This is a genomic window from Rhizobium sp. IY2, from assembly GCF_047532935.1.
Taxonomy (GTDB): domain Bacteria; phylum Pseudomonadota; class Alphaproteobacteria; order Rhizobiales; family Rhizobiaceae; genus Rhizobium; species Rhizobium anhuiense.
Genome location: NZ_JBLKNU010000005.1, coordinates 60,426 through 80,575, shown reverse-complemented (window position 1 = coordinate 80,575; position 20,150 = coordinate 60,426). Strand labels below are relative to the sequence as shown.

The window sequence follows — 20,150 nt, the reverse complement described above, 5'->3', positions numbered from 1 at the left end:
CCGATGCCCTTTGGGACCTCCGCCTTCGCGATCTCCCGTCGAATCCCTTTCGGACCGCCGCGCAGTAGGGATGCTCGATCCAGGACAGCGTATATCCGCACCGCGCCCTTAGATCATATACTCCGGTTCGGACACGGTTTGGTCCATGGTGATACCCGGCAGGTTGAAGTGACGCCTGCCCACCTGCTTTGCCGGAATACCGGCAACCGATGTGTAATCGGAAACGGCATTCACGACCACGCTGCCTGCACCCACCTTGGCGCCGACGCCGATTTCGATATTGCCGAGGATCTTGGCTCCCGCTCCGATCAGGGCGCCGCGCCGCACCTTCGGGTGCCGGTCACCGGTTTCCTTACCCGTTCCTCCCAATGTGACGTTCTGGAGGATCGATACATCGTCTTCGACGATAGCTGTCTCGCCGATGACCAGGCCGCTCCCATGATCGAGCATGATGCTCCGGCCCATCTTTGCGGCGGGATGAATGTCGACGCCGAAAACTTCGGAAATGCGGCTTTGAATATGGCGCGCCAAATGGAGGCGGTCATGGTGCCATAGCCAGTGGGCAACGCGTTGGCCCTGCAGAGCCACAAAGCCTTTGAAATACAGGAAGGGTGTCAGGATTTCCGTGTTTGACGGATCACGCTCCTTGATCGCCGTCAGGTCTGCGGCGGCATCGGCGACAATATTGCGATTGCCGATGAACGCCTGGGCGATCACCGCCAGCAGCTCGTCATGGTCGAGGTCGTGATTGGCCAGTTTGATCGCGACCCGCTGTGCCAGCGCCTGGGCGAAACTCGCATGATAAAGCACGGCGGAATTCATGGCGCGCGTGAGTGCTGCATCCTTGGCCGAAGCATTGACGGCCTCCGCGCAAAGAGCCTCCCATATGGCGGCAACCTGAGGCGAGGGGGATGGCTCGGTCGACAGATTGCTCAAGCTGACCAGTGGAACCGTCATAGCACCTTCCTTCTACAGGCGAACGTCGTGACGTCCGGCATGAGGTTAGGTGAATCCGGCCCTCGATAGATGGTCTATAATTACGTGGATCTTCGCAGCAGCTCCAAAATTCCTCTCTTTTTTCGTGAGAAACGGGAAATTATTTCCAAGTCGCCGCATCACCCGTCACCAGTGCTCGGGAAGAGCTTGAAGCGAGCAGCCGCAAGGAAGCCAAGGCTCGCCAGACACCAAAGCCGGGCCGTCATCACTTGAAGTCGAATAGTGCTTGCGTTCCGGATATAAATTTCTATGGTTTTAGTAGAGAATTATGCGGCCGGTCGGTTCTGATGGATACAGAGCCGAGCGATCCAACGCAGAAGGAGCCAATGAATGACTCTTCTCTCCTCACGTTCTTCGAATTCGGAGAGCCGAGATGCCGACCATCTCGCAAGGATTGCGATCATCGGCCGGGGCTTTACCGGGATCATGACCGCAATCGCTCTTTTCAAGAGAGTCGATCGGCCCTTCCATCTGGTGATGTTCGATCCGCGCGCGAAGATCGATATTGGCGAGGGCATCAGTCAGCCCGCATCGACGGTGCTAACCAGCCGCGTTCGCGACCTTTCCGTCGATCCCGGACTCCCGGACGATTTTCGCCGCTGGCTGGAAACGGATGACACATGGCGCGATCGACTGATCTCGGATCCTGCCGGTCTCGAACACGCCTTTGTACCCGGAGATATTTTCAGCACCTATGTGTATAAACGCTTTTCCGAAGCCCTGACGCATCGGCCTGATGTGATCGTCCAGTTTGGCTCGGATGCGGTCACGGCGATCGACAGGCATCTGGACGGGGGATATTCCGTTTGCCTTGGAAGAGAGCAACTAACCCGCTTCGATGCCGTGTTTCTCGCGACCGGTTACGGCATGCGGGACAATACAGACGTGGCGCCTGCCGGCGGAGTGCGAAGCGCCGTCGTGATCGGCGGCGGCATCCATGCGGTCGACAGGGCGCTCGGTTTGCTGGCGGATGCCAAGATTTCCCATGTCACGTTGATCTCGGAATCGGGCTTCCTGCCTCAGTCGCATGCTCCCGCCGCCGTCGGAGCTGTTGTCACCGACCAACCCATGCCGCGGACGCTGCGCGGCGCGTTCCGTTTCCTGCGTGAGGCCGCCAGCAAAGCCGATCTGGAAGGTTCGGGATGGCAAGGCATTATGAACGGCTTTCGTTCACGTGCGCGCGATCTTTGGGCGGGATTGACGGCACAAGAGCGAGCGCGGTTCAAACGCCACGTGAAGGCCATTTACGACAGCCATCGCAACCGCTTGCCGCCGGAGCACTATCAGCGCCTGCATCATGCGATCGCCAGCGGCGCGATCGCCGTCAGGAAGGGCAAAGTGAATTGCATCGCCACCAACGGCGTGCTGTTTTCAGCGCCGGCCGGGCTCGAGGTCCTTCCCGCGGATCTGACGATAGACTGCCGCTTCCGGCCGTCCGGGACCGATAGCCCGCTGGTTCGCTCGCTTATCGTTGCAGGCCTTGCAACGCGGGACGAACTGGAGATCGGCATCGTCGTCGACGAATTCGGGCGGACCAAGGCGAGCGCGTTGCACGGGCTGTTTGCGATGGGGCCACTCGGCCTGGGCAGTCTTCCGGATATCGATCTGGTGCCTCAGATCGTCTTGCAGAGCCATGCGGCTGCGTCGTTGCTCAACAGCTGGATCGGCGAAACGGCCAAAGCGCGGCACGTCGCCAAAACCTTTGGCGACGCGTGAACGTTATCTGCGTCAGGCCGTTCGCGATGCCTGGATGGCTGTCGGTGACGCAAGCGGCGGCAGCTCCGGATTGGAGCGGAAATCCTCTCCGACATAATCGGTGTCGATTGGCATCATAGAGCGCGTTGACGATCTCGATGAACTCGGCGGCGCGCTTATAACGTTCCTCCGGCTCGGCAGCATCTTTCCAAAATCAACGTGCCTTGCGAGCGGCAGCGGCGTTGATTCATCGGGGGAAGGGCGGGAGCCTCCGGGCCAGCTCGATCTAGCCGCGACCATATGGCGAGAAAGCGCAAGGCAGCCGGATCGCGAGGCGCCGGCTCCGAGGGCTGCATCTTCGACCTCCATCAACCCACCGAAAATGAGACCCGCCAATGTCCGCCAAGTCGCTGGCGGCAAGGTCATGGCGGTGAACCTCTGAAACAAGAGGGAAATGCTGCACTGCCGAAAAAATCGCCACGCGCGCCACTGCGCGTTTTTTCGGCATGCCCCATTGACAATTTCTCCTTGATGGCACTTGATAAGTCCATCCAATAAAATAGACATGTGTCCGGTATATTGGATTAACTGGAAACATCCATTAAGGGGAACGCCATGACCATTTCCTTTCGCACCGGCGTGCTGTCGCTGATCGCTGCCGCCCTGTTGTCCACGCCTGCGCTGGCTGAAGGCAGCAAGCTCGATGAAGTGCTGGCCCGCGGCCACCTCGTCCTCGGCACGGGCAGCACCAATGCGCCCTGGCACTTCAAGAGCGCCGACGACAAGCTTCAGGGCTTCGACGTCGACATGGGCCATATCATCGCCAAGGCCCTCTTCGGCGATCCTGAAAAGATCGACTATGTGAACCAGTCCTCCGACGCCCGCATCCCGAACATCACCACTGACAAGGTCGACATCACCTGCCAGTTCATGACCGTTACCGGCGAGCGCGCCCAGCAGGTTGCCTTCACCATTCCTTATTATCGCGAAGGCGTGGGCCTGATGCTGAAAGCGGACGGAAAGTATGCCGATTACGCCGCCCTCAAGGCCGCCGGCTCCTCCGTCACCATCTCCGTCCTTCAGAACGTCTATGCCGAGGCCATGGTGCATGCGGCCTTGCCGGAGGCGACCGTCGATCAGTACGAATCCGTCGACCTGATCTACCAGGCGCTGGAGTCGGGACGTGCCGATGCAGTCGCCACCGACCAGTCGTCGCTCGCCTGGTACATGACGCAGAATCCGGGCCGCTATAAGGATGCCGGCTACGGCTGGAACCCGCAGACCTATGCCTGCGCCGTCAAGCGCGGCGATCAGGATTGGCTGAACTTCGTCAACACCGCCCTGCACGAAGCCATGACCGGCGTTGAGTTCGACTTTTACGCCAAGTCCTTCAAGACCTGGTTCGGCAAGGATCTGACGCCGCCGCAGATCGGCTTTCCCGTCGAGTTCAAGTAACATCCATGCGGAGCGGGACTTGCTCCCGCTCCGCTCGATTAAAGAGTGAGAGTGTGACGTCGTCCGAAAACTGTTCGCACTTTTCGGCATCACGCTCTGATCTGAAAGGGCAGCCCGTATGGGTTACACTTTGAATTTCGCGGCCGTCTGGCGCAATTTCGATTTTCTTTTGAGCGGGCTTGCGCTCAGTCTCGGCCTCGCGGTGATCTCGATCCTGATCGGAGCCGTGATCGGTCTCGTCGTGGCCTTCGCACTGACCTCCAAGAGCCGCTTTGCGGTCGTGCCGGCCCGGGCCTATGTCACCGTCATTCGCAACCTGCCGATTCTCGTCCTGGTGCTTTTCGCCTTTTTTGCGCTGCCGCAGATGGGCCTGCGCCTCGACAAGATAAAAAGCTTCGTCCTGGTTCTATCCCTCTATTCCGGCGCCTATCTGGCCGAGGTGTTCCGCGCCGGACTGCTGTCGATTCCCAGAGGACTGACGGAAGCGGGCCTTGCCATCGGCCTGACGGGCATGCAGATCCGCAGTTCCATCATCGCGCCGCTGATGCTGCGCAACGTGCTGCCATCGCTGTCTTCGACGATCATCTCGCTCTTCAAGGACACCTCGCTCGCCGCCGCCATCGCCGTGCCGGAACTGACCTTTGCCGCCCGCAAGATCAATGTCGAGAGTTTCCGCGTCATCGAAACCTGGATGGTCACATCGGCCCTCTATGTCGCGACCTGTTTCCTCATCGCCGCCGTGATGCGTTTCGTCGAACGCCGTCTGGCCCTGCCGAGATAGACCCTGATGTCCTACACCTTTCTCGAACAACTCTGGATTGCCCGCTACGTCATCATGAACGGCATCGGCGTGACCGTGTCGATCTCGCTGCTGGCCATCCTCGCGGGCTCCGTGCTCGGCATTTTCGTCGGCTTGGCGCTGGTCTACGGCGGCGTCATTTTGCGTCTGGTCGTGCGCGCCTATACGGATATCATCCGCGGCACGCCGGTGCTCGTGCTGGTGCTGGCGAGCTACTACGTCTCCGCCGCCGTCGGCCTCGATCTCGGGCCGTTCTCGGCAGGCGTGCTCGCCCTTGCTATCTTCTGCTCCTCCCATGTCGGCGAAATCGTCCGTGGAGCGCTTCAGGCGATCCCGAAGGGACAAACCGAAGCCGCCAAGGCGATCGGCCTGACCTTTACCCAGACCTTCACCTCGGTGCTGTGGCCGCAGGCCATGCGCCAGTGCCTGCCGGCCTGGGTGAATACGGCGGCCGAGATGGTGAAGGCCTCGACGCTGCTTTCCGTCATCGGCGTTGCGGAGCTTCTCCTGCGCACGCAGGAAATCATCTCCCGCAATTTCATGAGTCTCCAGTTCTATTTCCTGGCTGGCGGTCTCTATTTCATCATCAACTACGGCATCGAGCACTTCGGCAAATATGTCGAGCGCAAGACCGCCCTGCCGTCCTGAGGAGTTCCCCCGATGGCCAAGACCATTCTCGACATCAAGGGTCTGCGCAAGACTTACGGCATCCACGAAGTCCTCAAGGGCGTCGATTGCGCCGTGGAGGAGGGCGAAGTCATTTCCATCATCGGCTCGTCCGGCTCCGGAAAGACTACCCTGCTGCGCTGCATCAACATGCTGGAGGAATTCCAGGGCGGCACGATCAGCCTCGATGGCGAGGAGATCGGCTACCGCGCGGAAGGGACAACGCGGCGACGCAAGAGCGAGAAGGAAATCGCTCGACAGCGCGCGCTGACCGGCATGGCGTTTCAGCAGTTCAATCTCTTCCCGCATATGAGCGCCGCCGAAAACGTCATGCTCGGCCTCGTCAAGGTCAAGAAAATGACGAAGCCGGACGCTCGCGCCATCGCGGAGAAATGGCTCGACCGTGTCGGCCTTGCCGCCCGCGCGAACCATTATCCCGGACAGCTTTCCGGCGGCCAGCAGCAGCGTGTCGCGATCGCCCGCGCCATCGCCATGTCGCCCAGGCTGATGCTGTTCGATGAGGTGACCTCGGCACTCGATCCGGAACTGGTGGGCGAAGTGCTGCAGGTCATCAAGGGGCTTGCCGCCGACGGCATGACCATGCTGCTCGTCACCCATGAGATGCGCTTTGCCTATGACGTTTCGTCACGCGTCATCTTCATGAACCAGGGCGTCATTTGCGAGGAGGGCGACCCGAAGGAGATGTTCGTGCAACCGAAGACCGAACGGCTGGCGGAATTCCTCAAGACCTCGAGTTTCAACTAGTGCAATTCCAGCAAAAGTGCGAAGCGGTTTTGCGTCCGGAATTGCGTGAAAACAAAGAGATAGAGCATTTCCATGATTCGGAGAAAAACGGAAATGCTCTAATGCATGTCACCCAAAGGTGCGCGGCGGTTTGGGCAAACGATTTGCATAAACAAAGAAAAATCCCACGGCGCTCCGCTTTGCGGATCGTCACGGGCGCTCGGTCCAAGGATCGACAAGTTCGATCCCAAAGCCCTCGAAATCCTTTATATTGCGGATGGCGAGGGTGAGATCGTGAGCAATCGCAGTGGCGGCAATCAGGCCGTCCATTGACGACAAGCCGCGTCCGCTTCGCTTTGCGAACCCCATCAAGTCGCCACAGGCTATCGCAACCGGCTCGTCCACAGGGATGACGCGCTGCTCGAAGCGCTGCGGCAGGTCCTGGGTGAGCCATTCGGCCAGCGCGTCGCGCTTCCGGGGCCGCTTGCCATCAGTGCACCGCCACGCCGGATCTCCGCGATCGACACGACGCTGATGAACGAGCGATCCTCGTCGAGGCTGTCCAGCCATTGTAAGGCATGTGTATCGGGACGCGGCCTTGTCACCTCGGAAAGCACGTTCGTGGCCGGCAGAAGTCTCACAGCTGGAGATCCCGCGGTTCGTCGCGCTGCCGTTCGGCATCCAGATCGGCGCCACGCAAAGGCGATTGCATCAGAAACTCTGCAAGGGTTCCCTTGCGCGCGGTCTTCCGCTGCCATTCCTCGGCCGAACCGGTCTTGCCGCAAGCAGCTTTTCGAGAGGAAGGGGCTTTGTGGGCTTTGGGCGGCCGGCGCCGATCCGGATTGACAACGAGTTGCCGGCACTCGCTCAATTTACGTTCAGTCTGCATTCCCAGGGTGCAAATTCCAGGCGCCGAATCCGAGATATCCTGGAAATCCTGAACGCAGAATTTTGGCACGCGCTTTGCTTTCTGTCTTGTATGCAAGATAGCCAGACATCCGAGACCACGCAGAAGACCATCGAGGAAACGATCGTTTCCGGGATTCTGTCAGCCAAGATCCGGCCCGGTACGCGGCTCAGCGAAAACCAGCTGGCAACCCTTTTCGGCGTGTCCCGCACCCGCGTTCGCGAAGCCATGATGCGCCTGGAAACACGCGGCATCGTACATGTCAGTCCGAGACGGGGCTGGTTCGTCGTCGAGCCGTCTGCCGAAGAGGCGATCGCGGTCTATGAGGCGCGGCGCGTCATCGAGGCCGGATTGCTGCGCAGCATGCGCGTGCTGACAGACGAGGGACATAAAGCTCTCGACGCGCATTTGAACGAGGAAAAAAGCGCCATGGCTGCCGGCGACCGCCAGCGCCTGACCTATTTGATGGGCGATTTTCACATCCGCATCGCAGAATTGAGCGGGAACGCCATCATCGTCGACATCCTGCGCGATCTCACCGCGAGGACGATCCTCATTTCGATGCTCTATCAGTCTGAATTTCATGCGACACAGTCTCACGACGGGCATTGCCGCATCTTCGAAGCGATGCAGGCGGGCGATTTCGGCAGAGCTGCGGAGCTCTCCGTCGAACATCTCGACGAAGTGGAAATGGGCCTCGACCTCACCGCGCGTCCGGATCCGCTCTCGGAACTGCGCAATTCCCTGTCCCTTCCTCCCAGAGCCGTATCCCCAACCGTCAGACCCAAAAAATCACAACTTCAAAGGAGCAATTGAAACATGCTGACAAGACGATTCTTCTTCGCAATCGCGACCCTGGCTGCAACCTTCGGCTTCGGCTCGGCGTCCTATGCCGATGCTCTCGCCGACATCACGGCGCGCGGGACGCTGCGTGTCGCCGTCCCGCAGGATTTCCCGCCCTTCGGTAGCGTCGGCACCGATATGGCGCCGATGGGCTACGATATCGATGTAGCCAATCTCATTGCCGAAAAGCTGGGCGTCAAGACCGAACTCGTGCCGGTCACCAGCGCCAACCGCGTCCCCTATCTGCAGACGAACAAAGTCGATCTGGTCATATCGAGCCTCGGCAAGAATGCGGAGCGCGAAAAGGTGATCGATTTCTCGACAGCCTATGCCCCCTTCTTCAATGGCGTGTTCGCGCCGGCCGATCTTTCGATCGCCAAGGCGGAGGATCTTGCGGGCAAGAGCATCGGCGTCACGCGCGGCGCCGTGGAGGACCTCGAACTGACGAAGATCGCGCCGGCCGATGCGACGATCAAGCGCTACGAGGACAATAACGGCACCATCTCCGCCTTCCTGTCCGGCCAGGTCGACACCATCGCCACCGGCAACGTCGTGGCCGCTGCGATCCTCGCTAAAAATCCTCCCAAGCGCCCTGAGCTGAAGTTCCTCATCAAGAATTCGCCCTGCTACATCGGCCTCAACAAGGAGCAGGCGGCGCTTCTGGAGAAGGTGAACGGCATTATCGCCGCCGCCAAAACCGATGGATCGCTCAACGCCATATCGCAGAAGTGGCTCGGCGCTGATCTCCCGTCGGATCTCTAAGGACCCGGTCTTACCAACGTCATCCCGCGCCCGCACGCGGGATGACGTGACGCTCGGTCACCGCAAGAGGGGACAATTCCTTGAGCTATCATTTCGAATTTGGCTGGCTGCTGCAATATTACCCTGAGATCATCAAGGGCATACTGGTCACCCTTGAGCTTATCGCGATCGGCGGTGTGCTCGGCATTGCCCTCGGCATCTTCTGCGCCTGGGTGCGCGCACTCGGCCCGGCCTGGCTGAAACCTGTCGTTGCGACCTATGTCGAACTGATCCGCAACACGCCCTTTCTGATCCAGCTCTTTTTCATCTTCTTCGGTCTGCCGTCGCTCGGCCTCCAGCTTCCCGAACTGACGGCCGCCAATCTCGCGATGGTCATCAACCTCGGCGCCTATAGCTGCGAAATTATCCGTGCGGGCATCCAGGCGACCCCGAAGGGCCAGTTCGAGGCAGGCGAGAGCCTCGCCATGACGCGCTTCGAAACCTTCCGCCATGTCGTTCTCGTGCCGTCACTGCAGCGCATCTGGCCGGCGCTATCGTCGCAGGTCGTCATCGTCATGCTCGGCTCATCGGTCGTGTCGCAGATCGCCGCCGAGGATCTGACCTTTGCGGCGAACTTCATACAATCACGAACCTTCCGCGCCTTCGAGGCCTACATCGTCTCGACATCAATCTATCTCGTCCTGGCAATCCTGCTCCGGCAGCTGCTGGGAGTGGTCGGCGGGTTCATTTTCCCGAGGAGGGCGGCACGATGATCGAGTTCACACTCTGGGACATCCTGCGCAACCTGCTGCTCTCCACCCGCTGGACGATCCTGCTTTCGCTCGTCTCGTTCATCGGCGGCAGCGTGGTCGGACTGGGGCTGCTGTTCCTGCGCATCAGCAAGCGCAAGGCATTCAGGGCAATCGCGAAATATTATATCGAGCTCTTCCAGGGCACGCCGCTGCTGATGCAGCTCTTCATCGCGTTTTTCGGCCTCGGCCTCTTCGGGATCGACGTGCCGGCCTGGCTTGCCGCAGGTTTGGCGCTCATCCTGTGGAGTGCTGCCTTCCTCGCCGAGATCTGGCGCGGCTGCGTCGAAGCGGTCGCCAAGGGGCAATGGGAAGCCTCTGCCAGCCTTGGCATGGGACGGCTGCAGCAGATGCGCTACGTCATCTTGCCCCAAGCGCTGAGGGTCGCCATACCGCCCACGGTCGGTTTCTCCGTTCAAATCGTCAAGGGTACGGCGCTGACCTCGATCATCGGCTTCGTCGAACTGTCGAAAGCCGGCACCGTGGTCACCAATGCCACCTTCCAGCCCTTCACCGTCTACGGGCTCGTCGCCCTCATCTATTTCGCCCTCTGCTGGCCTTTGTCGAAAAGCAGCCAGATCCTGGAAAGGAAGCTCAATGTCGCTCATCGAAATCACTGAAGTCCGCAAGAGCTATGGAACCACCGAGGTGCTGAAGGGCATCAATCTCGATGTCGAGGCTGGCGAAGTCATCGCCATTATCGGCAAGAGCGGCTCGGGAAAATCGACCCTGCTTCGCTGCATCAACGGCCTGGAGACCATCACCGACGGCTCGATCTCCGTGGCCGGCGCGCAGCTCCTCGATGACGAAGTGCATCTGAAGGCCTTGCGCCTCAAGGTCGGCATGATCTTTCAGCAGTTCAACCTCTTCCCGCACCTGACGGTCGGCGGCAACGTCATGCTGTCGCAGACCGTGGTCAAGAAAACCCCGAAGGCCGAAGCCGAAGCCACCGCCCGCAAGATGCTGGAGCGGGTGGGGCTGGGCCACAGGTTCGACGCCTATCCGGACGAGCTCTCGGGTGGCCAGCAGCAGCGCGTCGCCATCGCCCGCGCGCTCGCCATGCAGCCTGCAGCCCTTCTCTGTGACGAAATCACTTCCGCGCTCGATCCGGAACTGGTCGCCGAAGTTCTGGCCGTCGTGCGCGAGCTTGCCGCCGAGGGCATGACACTGCTGATGGTAACCCACGAGATGAAGTTCGCCCGCGACGTCTGCAACCGTGTCGTCTTCATGCATCAGGGCCGGGTCCACGAAGCAGGCCGGCCGGAGGAAGTCTTCGCCAATCCGCAGACGGCAGAGCTGAAGCAGTTCCTCGGTGTCAGTTAAGAAACGACGACATGCTCTCGCTTATGCCGGCCGGCGTCGTCGGCCGGCAGGATGAGAACGCACTGAGCCACTAGCGTAGCTCTTCATCCAGTTCCGCGTCGACGGCATCCAGAGCCGAAAAGGGCAGCATTTCTCCGCGCCGGGATTCCTCTTCCGCCCGCAACAGCGAGCATAGGGCATAGCGGCCATCTTCTTCGCGTGCCATATCTTCGCGAATAAGGGCGTCCAGATATTCACTCGGCATCGTGTACTGGCTCTTCCCGTTGGCGCGCATATCGACAAGGCGATTCTCATGACCATTCCTTCCAGCGTCTATTCAATGCCCGGAACGTGTTTTTTCGATCTGACTCCTGTCGCGGGCGGCGAGCCCTATCGCATATTCCTGTCCATTCCGGCAGAGAGACCACCAGCGGAAGGATGGCCGTTTCTCGTGTTGACCGACGGCAACGCCACTTTCCCCTTCGCGGTCGCCAGCTTGGTCACGCAGGCACCTTATCCCACGGGAACGAATGTCGGCTGGGGGGTGATCGCGGCGATCGGCTATCCGTGCGACGCGCCCTATGATCCACTCCGCCGGTCTTGGGATCTAGGGCCTCCGCCGGTCAAATCCTATCCGCCCTTCGTTGAGGGCGGTCCGCCGGTTGTCATCGGAGGGACCGGCAAGCTGCTCGATTTCATCGAGCACGAGCTTATACCGCGGATTGCAGAGATGGTGATCCTGGATCCCATGCGCCGATCGCTTTTCGGACATTCCTTCGGCGGCCTCTTTACTCTCTATGGCCTGTTCGAGCGTCCAAGTCTGTTTGCCAATTGGATTGCCGCCAGCCCAACCATCTATTGGGAGAACAGTGAAATTCTCAAGAATGAGGCGAACCGCCAAGTCATACCGGGAAAGGCATCCTTCCTGCATTTGTCCGCCGGAGAACACGAAGGCGATGAGCTGGCACCCTTCCAGTACCGGAACGAGGATGCCGCGACACGTCTGGAGAAGAGGAAGATCGAGCGGACCGTCCTCCTGGCGCGGGAGATGGCGGAGCGATTAAACGGCACCGCCGACGGATTGCGTACCGAATTCGAGCTGTATGCCGGCGAGACCCATATGTCGGTTCTTGCGGCGGCCGTCAATCGCGCGGTGAGCATTGCGTTCGCCGTCCAGGATTTGGCCGACAGATAACGCTCTCTGCAAAGGCTTCATCGGCGAAATGGCCTCCCCTCGGGAGTTGGTGGGGGCACTCCATATTGACAGAATCAGAGCAATAACACATCGAAGAAATGGTAAAAATCTGGCAGGGGACTGGGTAATGGATAGTCTAATAACGCTGATGACGGACCCTGCAGTGCGGGCACGCGTCGACAACGAATGGGATAAGCTGGAGACAGATTTTGCCGCAGCTTATGCCGCGATGCCAGTCAAGTACATGTCCCGAACAGAATTGTCCTTTCATTCCTACGTGAAGCTTTTGGGATTTCTCAGTATCGACGTGGCCTCACTCGAGGGAGACATCGTTGAGATCGGCGTCTGGAAAGGCAAGTCTCTCGCCTTTATGCAAAGGCTTTCGTCGCCTTCGACAAAACTCGTTGGAATCGATCCATTCGAATTGCCAGGACAACTTCAAGAAGTCGATTATTTTCGCAATGTTCTTTATAGAACCTGCATTTTGGTAAGAGGCTACTCGCAAAATGCCATCGAGCGCACGCTTCAGGCCACCAAACGGTTCAAGATTTTGCATATCGATGGCGGTCATGCGAGCGAGAATGTATGGGCAGATTTCCTTCTTTATGAGCGATTTGTCGTACCTGGTGGGTATATCGTCTTCGACGACTATGGCGATTTTGCCCATTCACCAGAAGTAGGACCCGCCGTAGATAGAATAGGTGCAGCGGGCCTTTTCGAAAATTATGATGTTTTGGGTCAATTGCCGGAGTACGAGAGCAGCTATGTCCTGCGAAAGCGAAAGGGCGAGTGAAATTCCCCGCTTCTCGAACGCCGGCGAGCATTCTGTCTTTACCCTCAGCCAGCTTTCGCGAGCTGCCTAAGACGCCTTAACACTTTCAATCCTCGCATCGGCCCGAAAATCGATTCCGATTTTCGGGCCGATGCGCTGGTAGGCGCACCATTGCAATCCATGACATCGACGGTTATCGCATTTTCGGTATAGCTGACGGCACTCCGGAAGCATGAGTTCGTTTGCTTTGATAAGCCGTTGTTCTCGTTCTCAATGAGAGCCACACTGGCTGGTGAAACCAGCCTATAGGCGCCTTTGCAGCGCAAGTTGGGCGGGGTTTCTGCGCAAGCCTGCGGCAGGGTTGGCTTGCTAAGTCGCAGTACGCCTTCACTTCGCGAGTCAGATCCATGAACATTGCTTATCCAGGATCGTGCTGCCGCATATGCTGAATTTAGCTGTCAGACAGGAGTAAGAACATTGGGATTCATGTTGAACGCGGAAGCGCTGAAGGATTATCAGCCAAATCGATATCCTTTCCTGATGATCGACTGCGTCACCGATGTCGAGCCAGGTAAATATGCAAAGGGCTACAAGAACCTCTCCAACAACGAGTGGTATTTTCCCATCCACTTTCCCGGCCGTCCGAACATGCCCGGCGCGCTGCAGCTTGAGGCGATGGCGCAGATGCTCACCGTCGCGATCACCACGCAGGAAGGGCTGAAGGGGATGGTCACTCATGCGCTTCAGCACACGGTGCGGTTTCGCAAGGAAGTTCTGCCGGGAGAGTGCCTGCAGATCGAAGCTTACGTGGACAGCTGGCGACGCGGCATATGTAAGGGTCACGCGACGGGCTATACCAACGGCACGATCGCTTGCGAGGCCGATATGTTGATTACGATACCGGAAATCCTAGAGCAGTTTCTTCCGAAGTAATGGACCGTTTCCACTTCATCATTGTCGGAGCCGGGGCCGCGGGAGCGGCAGCGGCCTGGCGGTTGACGTCGAAGGGATATCGGGTGCTGTGCCTTGACCGCGGCCCGCGGATGGAGCCCTCCAGTTACCCATCCACAGGCCCGGACTGGGAGATCCGAAAGAGGGCGGAGTTCAACCCAGCAATTGCAGAACGGCAGAACCGTTTCGATTACCCGGTTGATGACGCAGATTCCCCGATTGCGGTGTGCAACTTCAACGCTGTTGGTGGTTCAACGGTGTTGTATTCCGGTCATTTTCCACGGTTTCTTGAGCCTGATTTCTCGTTGAAGACCAATGAGGGCCTCGGTGAGGACTGGCCGCTGAGCTATGCCGAACTGATGCCGTATTTCGCATTGAACGAACGGCAGATGGGCATGTCCGGTCTCGTCGGCGATCCCTATTATCCGCACATCGAGGAGGCGCTTCCGCCTGTGCCGCTTGGCGTGGCGGGTGCCCGGCTCGCTCGGGCGTTCAATGAAAAACGCTGGCACTGGTGGCCAAGCTTTGCCGCAATCGCCACGCGGGACAAGGGCGGGCGCAGTGCCTGTCTCAACCTTGGCCCTTGCAACACGGGCTGCCCGCAAGGGGCCAAGGCGAGTGCCGACAATACCTATCTGACGGATGCGTTGAGGCAAGGACTAACGATTGTTCCCGAATTCGCTGTGTCGCGCGTCCTTGTCAAGGACGGTGTGGCCTATGGTGTCGAGGGTTTTGATGCGAACGGCGAGCGCCATGCGTTTCACGCCGACAACATCATCCTTGCTTCAAGCGCTATCGGTACGCCGCGCATTCTCCTCAACTCGAGGAATGCCGAGCGCCCGACAGGGATCGGCAATACGATGGGTCTCGTCGGCCGCAATCTGATGATCCATCCGCTTGGTTATGTGGAAGGCATCTTTGCCGAGCGGATGGACACGGACGCCGGCCCGCAGGGGTGCATGCTTTACAGCCTGCAGTTTTACCGTTCGCAAGAGGCGGGGCATAAGCTTGGTTATATGATGCATGCATTGCGGGGGACAGGCCCTGTCGAGACGGCGATGTCTGCGCTCGGCAAACGCAAGCTGCGTTTCGGGAGCGATATCTATGGCGATTTCGATGCGCTCTACGGCAAGCAACTCGTTGTGGCGATCATCTGCGAAGATCTGCCGGAGGTGGAGAATAGGATCGAGCTGGACGAAACACGACAGGATCGTTTCGGAGATCCGGGCATCAAGGTTCACTACAAGCTGCACGAAAATACGAAAAAGATGATGGTGCGCGGCATGACCCGCGGGCGCGAACTCATGGCGGCGGCGGGAGCCGTGAGAAGCTCGGCCTATGGCCCGGTCCGCAACACCGGATGGCATCTGCTCGGAACCGCGCGGATGGGCGACGATCCGCAGCACTCCGTCGTCGATCCATCGGGAAAAGTTCACGATACCGACAACCTCTACGTGATCGACTCCAGCGTCTTCGTCACCGGTTCCTGCGTTAATCCTGCCAATACCATTCAGGCAGTTGCCCTTCTCCTTTCGGATCGTATCGATGAACGTGTCAGACAGACCATTCTATAAACTGCTGGCAAGGATGTTTCCCGGTGAACCAGAAAGGTCGGTCCCGGCATTCGATGCAATTGCGGCCGCGCGCTTGGAAGAGCGGTTTGCCGGTCTGGCCGAGATTGATGCATTGATTCTGAAGGAGACGGAGGCCGCATGGCCGGAGGACGTCAATGTCCTGCTCAAGGCGCTGCGAAGTGGCGCACCGGATCTGGTCGATCATTTCACAGAGCAAGCGGTGGTCCTCTATTTTTCGACGCCGGCCGTCTCCAAGGCTCTCACCGGCAAACCGGTTCCGCTTTTCCCGAACCGGACCGTTATGGACGATATCGACTATGATCTCCTGGAACCGGTGATCGCCAATTGCGGAGGGCTTGCAGATGCCGAACGATCCTGAACGCGTTGCGGTCGTAACAGGCGGCAGCAGAGGTATAGGTCTCGCCGTTGTTCGGAAGCTGGTCGGGGACGGTTTTTCAGTCGCTGCCTGCAGCCGCCATCCGTCTCCCGCACTTCCGACGGGGGATGAAGGCGATGTCCGCTTCTTCCAGCTCGATCTCGCCGACCCGAATTCGGTGAAGGAATGTGCACAGGCACTTCACCGGCAATACCAGCGCATCGATGCGCTGGTGAATTGCGCTGGTGTCGCTGCGGGCGGGCTGTTTTCGATGGCTTCGATCCAGGATCTGAAACGGATATTCGACGTCAATTACTTCAACCAGATTCTGTTTTCTCAATATGTGGCGAAGAGAATGGTACGCGCGAAGGCGGGCTCCATCGTCAATATCGCATCGACCGCCGGACTGCTTTCAGACGCGGGAACGCTCGCTTATGGGGGCAGCAAAGCTGCGCTGATCCACGCCACAAAGGTGATGGCGACCGAGTTGGGGCCATTCGGGATTCGCGTCAACGCCATTGCGCCCGCGGTGGTCGAAACCGATATGGCTCTTCAGATGGACGAGAAAGCAAGAACAGCGTTGGATGAGCGATCGGCATTGCAGGAAGTGGTCGAAGCGGCCGACGTGGCCGAACTTGTCGCCTATCTGGTGTCCGATGCATCATCAAAGATGACCGGACAGATCCTGCGGCTGGACAGGGGGCTGCATTGAATCGCGAGCTGAACCGCTCAGGTCTGGAAACTCGCTAAAGCCGTTGCGGATATTGCTGCATTCTCGCGCCCTTCCACTATTTCGATGCGCCGGGATAGAAGCGACAGAATGTCCTTGCCATCCCAGAAGGGGTTGATATCGAGCGCCTTGCCGATAGGGACGATGCGGTCGATCGCGTGATTGGCAGAACCCGACTGGAGAGCGAGGAAGAGCGCCTGCGGTTGCAGTCCGAAATAGGTCAGTGTCTGTTCCTGCGGGCGAAGAAACGCTGCGATGTCGGAAGGCGCCTGGACGTCAATTTCTGCAAACTGGCCGAAGCGCAGCCGCGTTTCCTTCGGCAAGGATTGGCCGATGCACCAGATATCCGGCGAATAGCGGTTGAGCGCCAGGGTTCCCCCGGTCGTGCGTATTGCATTCATCAGGTCGAGAAACTTGTCCAGTCGTGCGACCGTATCCAGACGAAAGTCCTGGCGATGCAGCTCTTCGTCGAGATGATGCCAGAAATCGACCTTGGCTTTGGCGATCGCGGCCGGTTCCCCAAGCCAGAAGATCTGACTTGGCGAGGAGCAGGCATTCTGGTCGACCAGATAGGTGTCGTTGAAGAAATCTCGCGCCAGTTTCGTCTTCTGTTCCGTCTCAAGCGCGGAATAGGCGCTGGCGTCGATCGCGGCCGATGATGTCCGGTCCGGAAAATAAAGCTCGACGGATCGAGGCTTCTTCGGCAGCGAGCGGAATTCGGCGACGGTCGCGTCGCCTCCCCAAACTGTCAGGCCATCAACCGCTGCAACGATCTCCTTGAGCTTGGCACTTCCCCGCGCCGTCTGGATGAATACATTGCCAACTGCGATCGATCGGAATGTTTCCGACTCTGCAGCGCCGTCGAATGCCCGCAAGAAGATATCGTTCTGTGGAAACGCCTTGCTCGGCATGCGCACAATGTTCGAATTGCCGGACAGCATGCCGAAGACCAACGAGAAGGCGAAATTGACGGGAATATTGGATGGCGCGATATGGGCCACAGTACCCCATCCACTGCGATATTCTGCATCTCGATATTGCTGCGAGAGTGTCCGCAGATTCGCCTTGCGGCAGAAATAGGCGAAGGTAACGAGGTCCGGATAATGCCGGGCATCGTTGTCCTTCATCAGACGACGGGAAAGCTCATGCAGAAAATCGACAACCCGCTCATCGAAGAAAGCGTGGCGTGACGAAAGATCGAATTGCTTCAGCCAGTCGCCCGCTTCGAACCTGTCGTCACGAATTATAGGCATCGCTGCATCCTCGAATTTCCGCCTTCTGCAGTCGGCCGTTGATTTTGACGATCGTGTTTCGATTGCCGCAGGAGCAGGATGCGCCGTCGAGCGTGAAGCCGACATCCTCCGTCAGCAACGAGTGGCCCGGATAGCTCTTCTGGATGGAGGAGAAGACCTGGATAAGGCCTTCCCGGCCGTGCGGGAGCGCATCGAGCGACGAAGTATCGCGAATGAGGGCATCGGAGCCGGGTGCGGCATGCATATTGCCGTGTTCGCACTCCATGAAGATCGTACCCGTTTGCTCGACCATGCCGTAATAATTCCGTATGTCGCTACAGCCGGTCCATTCGCGGACCTCGTCCTTGAACATCGCATCCGAGATCTTCTGATCGGCGAGTTTCTTCCATCCGCCGCCGTGCAGCAGGAAACTGTTTGACAGGTTGAGCCGCACATTCTGGCGGCGCAGCATCTGAACAAAGTTCAACCAGACCATAGAAGTGAAACCGAAGATGAAGATGCGGTTGTCGCGATTGCTTTCGGCGAAGGCCTGCACGCGATCGATGTCGACGGAAAGTTCGTCGTCGAGCGCGAAATCGCGTCCTCTTGAGAACATGCTGAAACCATTGATCGCCGCCGTGCGCGCGGAAAATTTTCGGCGGTCGGCAACAGTGTTCTCCGCATCGATGACAAGCATCGGGAAGCGGCTTTTCGAGAAGGCGATCGAGAAGACCTCGACGAGCTTGCGCGATTGTGCCTGTGACGTTTCCTTGTCGAGATAGATCCTTGAAACCTGTCCGGTCGTGCCGGACGAGGTCATGATTTTGACGACCTCACTATCGGGGACGCTTTTGAGGTCGAAGTTCTTGAAGGCCCGGACTGGCAGATAGGGTGTTTCGGCGAGCGACGTCGCCGCGCGGTCGCCGAACATCGTGTGCACATAATGACCGTAAAGATCGCAATAAGCCTTGTGGTGCTCGGTCAACAAATTGATTTCGTTCAGGAACACAACAGGATCATTGGCGAGTTGGTCGTCCATAGCCATGGCGTTTCAGCCTCTTCGTCCCATGGCTGCCGTAGCAAGGCCGACCGTGGGCAGCGACGCCGAGTGATATTCCTCGTAGGTGGCGATCATGACGTTGAATATCCGTGCCAGATCGCTGGCGGTCAGCGCGCCGAAGAACGGCAGGCAAAGGACCTCCTTCGCCGCCTGAGTCGCCACCGGCAGGTTGGAAGCCTGCGCGGAAGGCTGGTTCTTATAGTGCGGGGCATCGCTGCAAAGCGGGTAGAAATATTTGCGCGCGAGCACGTTCTTTTCGCGGAATCTGCTGTAGAGGATGTCGCGTGTGAAGCCGGATTGATCGGGATCGATGCGTACCGGCAGATATTGATAGCTCGGCGTGACACCGGCCTGTGGCTCGAGGATGGTGACGCCGCGCATGGCGGAGATCAACGTGCGGTATTGCTCGAGCAATGACCGGCGACGTTCCCATTCATCCTTCACCATGTCGAGTACGGCAAGGCCGACGCCCGCTTGCAGTTCGTTCATTTTGCCGTTGAGGCCGGCGAGCAGGATTGTTTCTTCGTTGGCAATGCCAAAATTCCGCTGAAGGTAGATCGTGCGCTGAAGTTCCGCATGCGGTGAAATCAGCGCACCGCCTTCGACGGTGTGAAAAAGCTTCGTTGCGTGAAAGCTGTGCATCGTGATGTCGCCGAAGAGGCTGATCGGCTTCCCGTCGACACGCGTGGCAAAGGCGTGAGCAGCGTCGTAGATGACTTTGATGCCGTGCTTTGCCGCGAGCGCATCAATGGCCTTCACGTCGCATGCAATGCCGTAGACATGAACGCCGAGGATGGCGCAGGTGCGGTCCGTGATAAGGTTTTCGATCCGAACCGGGTCGATGGTCAGCGTGACGGGATCGATATCGCAAAATACCGGCGTCAGTCCGCAGGCATCGATGACGTGTACACTCGCCGGAAAGGTGAAGGGCGTGACGATGACCTCGCCGCCGGCAGGCAGGCCGAGGCTTTTCAGCGCGATCTGCAGGGCGACGGTGCCGTTATTGAACAGGCTAACGAAGGGAACGTCGAGAAAGTGGGCAAGCCGTGATTCCAGTTCACGGTGCTGAGCACCCATGTTGGTCAGCCAGGCGGTAGCCCAGATGTCGGCGAGGGTACGGTTGACCGTTGCGAGATCGGGAAGGAGCGGCTTCGTTACTGGAACAATGGGTAGTTCGTTCGCCGTCATTTCACTGCTCCATATCACGATATATGCCACAAGGCGGAAACCGGGCCTTGATTGTCTCCGCAGACTAGGGGGGTTAGCTTTCTCGTGGCTTGCGCGCGGGGTGCCGGACGGTGAG

21 protein-coding genes and 2 pseudogenes are annotated in these 20,150 nt (G+C 58.8%); 16 read left to right on the top strand and 7 right to left on the bottom strand.

Features of this window, described 5'->3' with window-relative positions:
• Window positions 1-108: 108 nt before the first annotated feature.
• A complete protein-coding gene (gene cysE, locus ACMUVN_RS18190; RefSeq protein WP_063474016.1) occupies window positions 109-957 on the bottom strand; it encodes a serine O-acetyltransferase in 849 nt (282 codons plus the stop codon).
• A 369-nt stretch (window positions 958-1,326) separates the two neighbouring features.
• Between cysE and ACMUVN_RS18185 the strand changes: the two genes are divergently transcribed.
• The 5 genes from ACMUVN_RS18185 (at window position 1,327) to ACMUVN_RS18165 (ending at window position 6,376) form a co-directional block, all read left to right on the top strand.
• Window positions 1,327-2,712 (top strand): FAD/NAD(P)-binding protein, encoded by a 1,386-nt coding sequence (locus ACMUVN_RS18185; protein WP_063474015.1) that lies wholly within the window; start codon window positions 1,327-1,329, stop codon window positions 2,710-2,712.
• A 594-nt stretch (window positions 2,713-3,306) separates the two neighbouring features.
• The gene (locus ACMUVN_RS18180) at window positions 3,307-4,146 is read left to right on the top strand and encodes a transporter substrate-binding domain-containing protein (protein WP_132574779.1); all 840 of its coding nucleotides are present in this window, start codon (window positions 3,307-3,309) and stop codon (window positions 4,144-4,146) included.
• 118 nt (window positions 4,147-4,264) lie between these two features.
• Window positions 4,265-4,927 carry an amino acid ABC transporter permease gene (locus ACMUVN_RS18175; protein ID WP_047613797.1) on the top strand — a complete coding sequence of 221 codons (663 nt, stop codon included), beginning with the start codon at window positions 4,265-4,267 and terminating at the stop codon, window positions 4,925-4,927.
• A gap of 6 nt (window positions 4,928-4,933) precedes the next feature.
• Complete coding sequence (locus ACMUVN_RS18170) at window positions 4,934-5,593, top strand: amino acid ABC transporter permease (protein WP_132574777.1); 660 nt, start codon at window positions 4,934-4,936, stop codon at window positions 5,591-5,593.
• A 12-nt stretch (window positions 5,594-5,605) separates the two neighbouring features.
• On the top strand, window positions 5,606-6,376 hold the full coding sequence (locus tag ACMUVN_RS18165; protein ID WP_132574775.1) for an amino acid ABC transporter ATP-binding protein: 771 nt from the start codon (window positions 5,606-5,608) through the stop codon (window positions 6,374-6,376).
• A gap of 189 nt (window positions 6,377-6,565) precedes the next feature.
• Here ACMUVN_RS18165 and ACMUVN_RS18160 read toward each other — a convergent pair.
• A pseudogene (locus tag ACMUVN_RS18160) lies at window positions 6,566-6,996 on the bottom strand (type II toxin-antitoxin system VapC family toxin).
• A pseudogene (locus tag ACMUVN_RS18155) lies at window positions 6,993-7,124 on the bottom strand (prevent-host-death protein); the annotation flags it as partial. The pseudogenes ACMUVN_RS18155 and ACMUVN_RS18160, both read right to left, overlap by 4 nt.
• 210 nt (window positions 7,125-7,334) lie before the next feature.
• Between ACMUVN_RS18155 and ACMUVN_RS18150 the strand changes: the two are divergent.
• The 5 genes from ACMUVN_RS18150 (at window position 7,335) to ACMUVN_RS18130 (ending at window position 10,978) form a co-directional block, all read left to right on the top strand.
• Window positions 7,335-8,078, top strand: coding sequence for a GntR family transcriptional regulator (locus ACMUVN_RS18150; RefSeq protein ID WP_063474012.1), 744 nt, complete (start codon window positions 7,335-7,337; stop codon window positions 8,076-8,078).
• Between the two features lie 3 nt (window positions 8,079-8,081).
• Complete coding sequence (locus tag ACMUVN_RS18145; RefSeq protein ID WP_132574773.1) at window positions 8,082-8,867, top strand: transporter substrate-binding domain-containing protein; 786 nt, start codon at window positions 8,082-8,084, stop codon at window positions 8,865-8,867.
• An 80-nt stretch (window positions 8,868-8,947) separates the two neighbouring features.
• Window positions 8,948-9,619, top strand: a complete 672-nt coding sequence (locus tag ACMUVN_RS18140) for an amino acid ABC transporter permease (RefSeq protein ID WP_047616948.1) — start codon at window positions 8,948-8,950, stop codon at window positions 9,617-9,619.
• The gene (locus ACMUVN_RS18135) at window positions 9,616-10,275 is read left to right on the top strand and encodes an amino acid ABC transporter permease (RefSeq protein WP_063474010.1); all 660 of its coding nucleotides are present in this window, start codon (window positions 9,616-9,618) and stop codon (window positions 10,273-10,275) included. Before ACMUVN_RS18140 ends, ACMUVN_RS18135 begins: the two co-directional genes overlap by 4 nt.
• Window positions 10,253-10,978: an amino acid ABC transporter ATP-binding protein gene (locus tag ACMUVN_RS18130; protein ID WP_047613813.1), complete on the top strand. Its 726-nt coding sequence runs from the start codon at window positions 10,253-10,255 to the stop codon at window positions 10,976-10,978. The genes ACMUVN_RS18135 and ACMUVN_RS18130 overlap by 23 nt, the downstream gene beginning before the upstream one ends.
• Before the next feature lie 70 nt (window positions 10,979-11,048).
• Here the strand turns inward: ACMUVN_RS18130 and ACMUVN_RS18125 are convergent, their stop codons facing one another.
• Window positions 11,049-11,222, bottom strand: a complete 174-nt coding sequence (locus tag ACMUVN_RS18125) for a hypothetical protein (RefSeq protein WP_244604819.1) — start codon at window positions 11,220-11,222, stop codon at window positions 11,049-11,051.
• Between the two features lie 48 nt (window positions 11,223-11,270).
• Here ACMUVN_RS18125 and ACMUVN_RS18120 point away from each other — a divergent pair, with 48 nt between their 5' ends.
• The 6 genes from ACMUVN_RS18120 to ACMUVN_RS18095 all read left to right on the top strand — a co-directional run bounded on the left by ACMUVN_RS18120 (window position 11,271) and on the right by ACMUVN_RS18095 (window position 16,537).
• The gene (locus ACMUVN_RS18120; RefSeq protein ID WP_132574771.1) at window positions 11,271-12,152 is read left to right on the top strand and encodes an alpha/beta hydrolase; all 882 of its coding nucleotides are present in this window, start codon (window positions 11,271-11,273) and stop codon (window positions 12,150-12,152) included.
• Between the two features lie 127 nt (window positions 12,153-12,279).
• Window positions 12,280-12,945, top strand: a complete 666-nt coding sequence (locus tag ACMUVN_RS18115; RefSeq protein ID WP_063474007.1) for a class I SAM-dependent methyltransferase — start codon at window positions 12,280-12,282, stop codon at window positions 12,943-12,945.
• A gap of 465 nt (window positions 12,946-13,410) precedes the next feature.
• Window positions 13,411-13,857 (top strand): 3-hydroxyacyl-ACP dehydratase FabZ, encoded by a 447-nt coding sequence (gene fabZ / locus ACMUVN_RS18110; RefSeq protein WP_174824469.1) that lies wholly within the window; start codon window positions 13,411-13,413, stop codon window positions 13,855-13,857.
• Entirely contained in the window at window positions 13,797-15,449 is a 1,653-nt protein-coding gene (locus tag ACMUVN_RS18105) for a GMC family oxidoreductase (protein WP_414815355.1), read from the top strand. The genes fabZ and ACMUVN_RS18105 overlap by 61 nt, the downstream gene beginning before the upstream one ends.
• A gap of 73 nt (window positions 15,450-15,522) precedes the next feature.
• The gene (locus tag ACMUVN_RS18100) at window positions 15,523-15,828 is read left to right on the top strand and encodes a hypothetical protein (RefSeq protein ID WP_246781270.1); all 306 of its coding nucleotides are present in this window, start codon (window positions 15,523-15,525) and stop codon (window positions 15,826-15,828) included.
• Window positions 15,812-16,537: an SDR family NAD(P)-dependent oxidoreductase gene (locus ACMUVN_RS18095; protein WP_063474004.1), complete on the top strand. Its 726-nt coding sequence runs from the start codon at window positions 15,812-15,814 to the stop codon at window positions 16,535-16,537. The genes ACMUVN_RS18100 and ACMUVN_RS18095 overlap by 17 nt, the downstream gene beginning before the upstream one ends.
• Window positions 16,538-16,554: 17 nt before the next feature.
• Here the strand turns inward: ACMUVN_RS18095 and ACMUVN_RS18090 are convergent, their stop codons facing one another.
• From ACMUVN_RS18090 to ACMUVN_RS18080, 3 genes are read right to left on the bottom strand one after another with little or no spacing between them, the layout of a single operon-like run.
• Entirely contained in the window at window positions 16,555-17,808 is a 1,254-nt protein-coding gene (locus ACMUVN_RS18090; protein WP_063474003.1) for an acyl-CoA reductase, read from the bottom strand.
• Entirely contained in the window at window positions 17,792-18,832 is a 1,041-nt protein-coding gene (locus tag ACMUVN_RS18085) for a long-chain fatty acid--CoA ligase (protein WP_132574769.1), read from the bottom strand. The genes ACMUVN_RS18090 and ACMUVN_RS18085 overlap by 17 nt, the downstream gene beginning before the upstream one ends.
• A 6-nt stretch (window positions 18,833-18,838) precedes the next feature.
• Complete coding sequence (locus ACMUVN_RS18080) at window positions 18,839-20,035, bottom strand: DegT/DnrJ/EryC1/StrS family aminotransferase (RefSeq protein WP_132574767.1); 1,197 nt, start codon at window positions 20,033-20,035, stop codon at window positions 18,839-18,841.
• Window positions 20,036-20,150 lie beyond the last annotated feature (115 nt).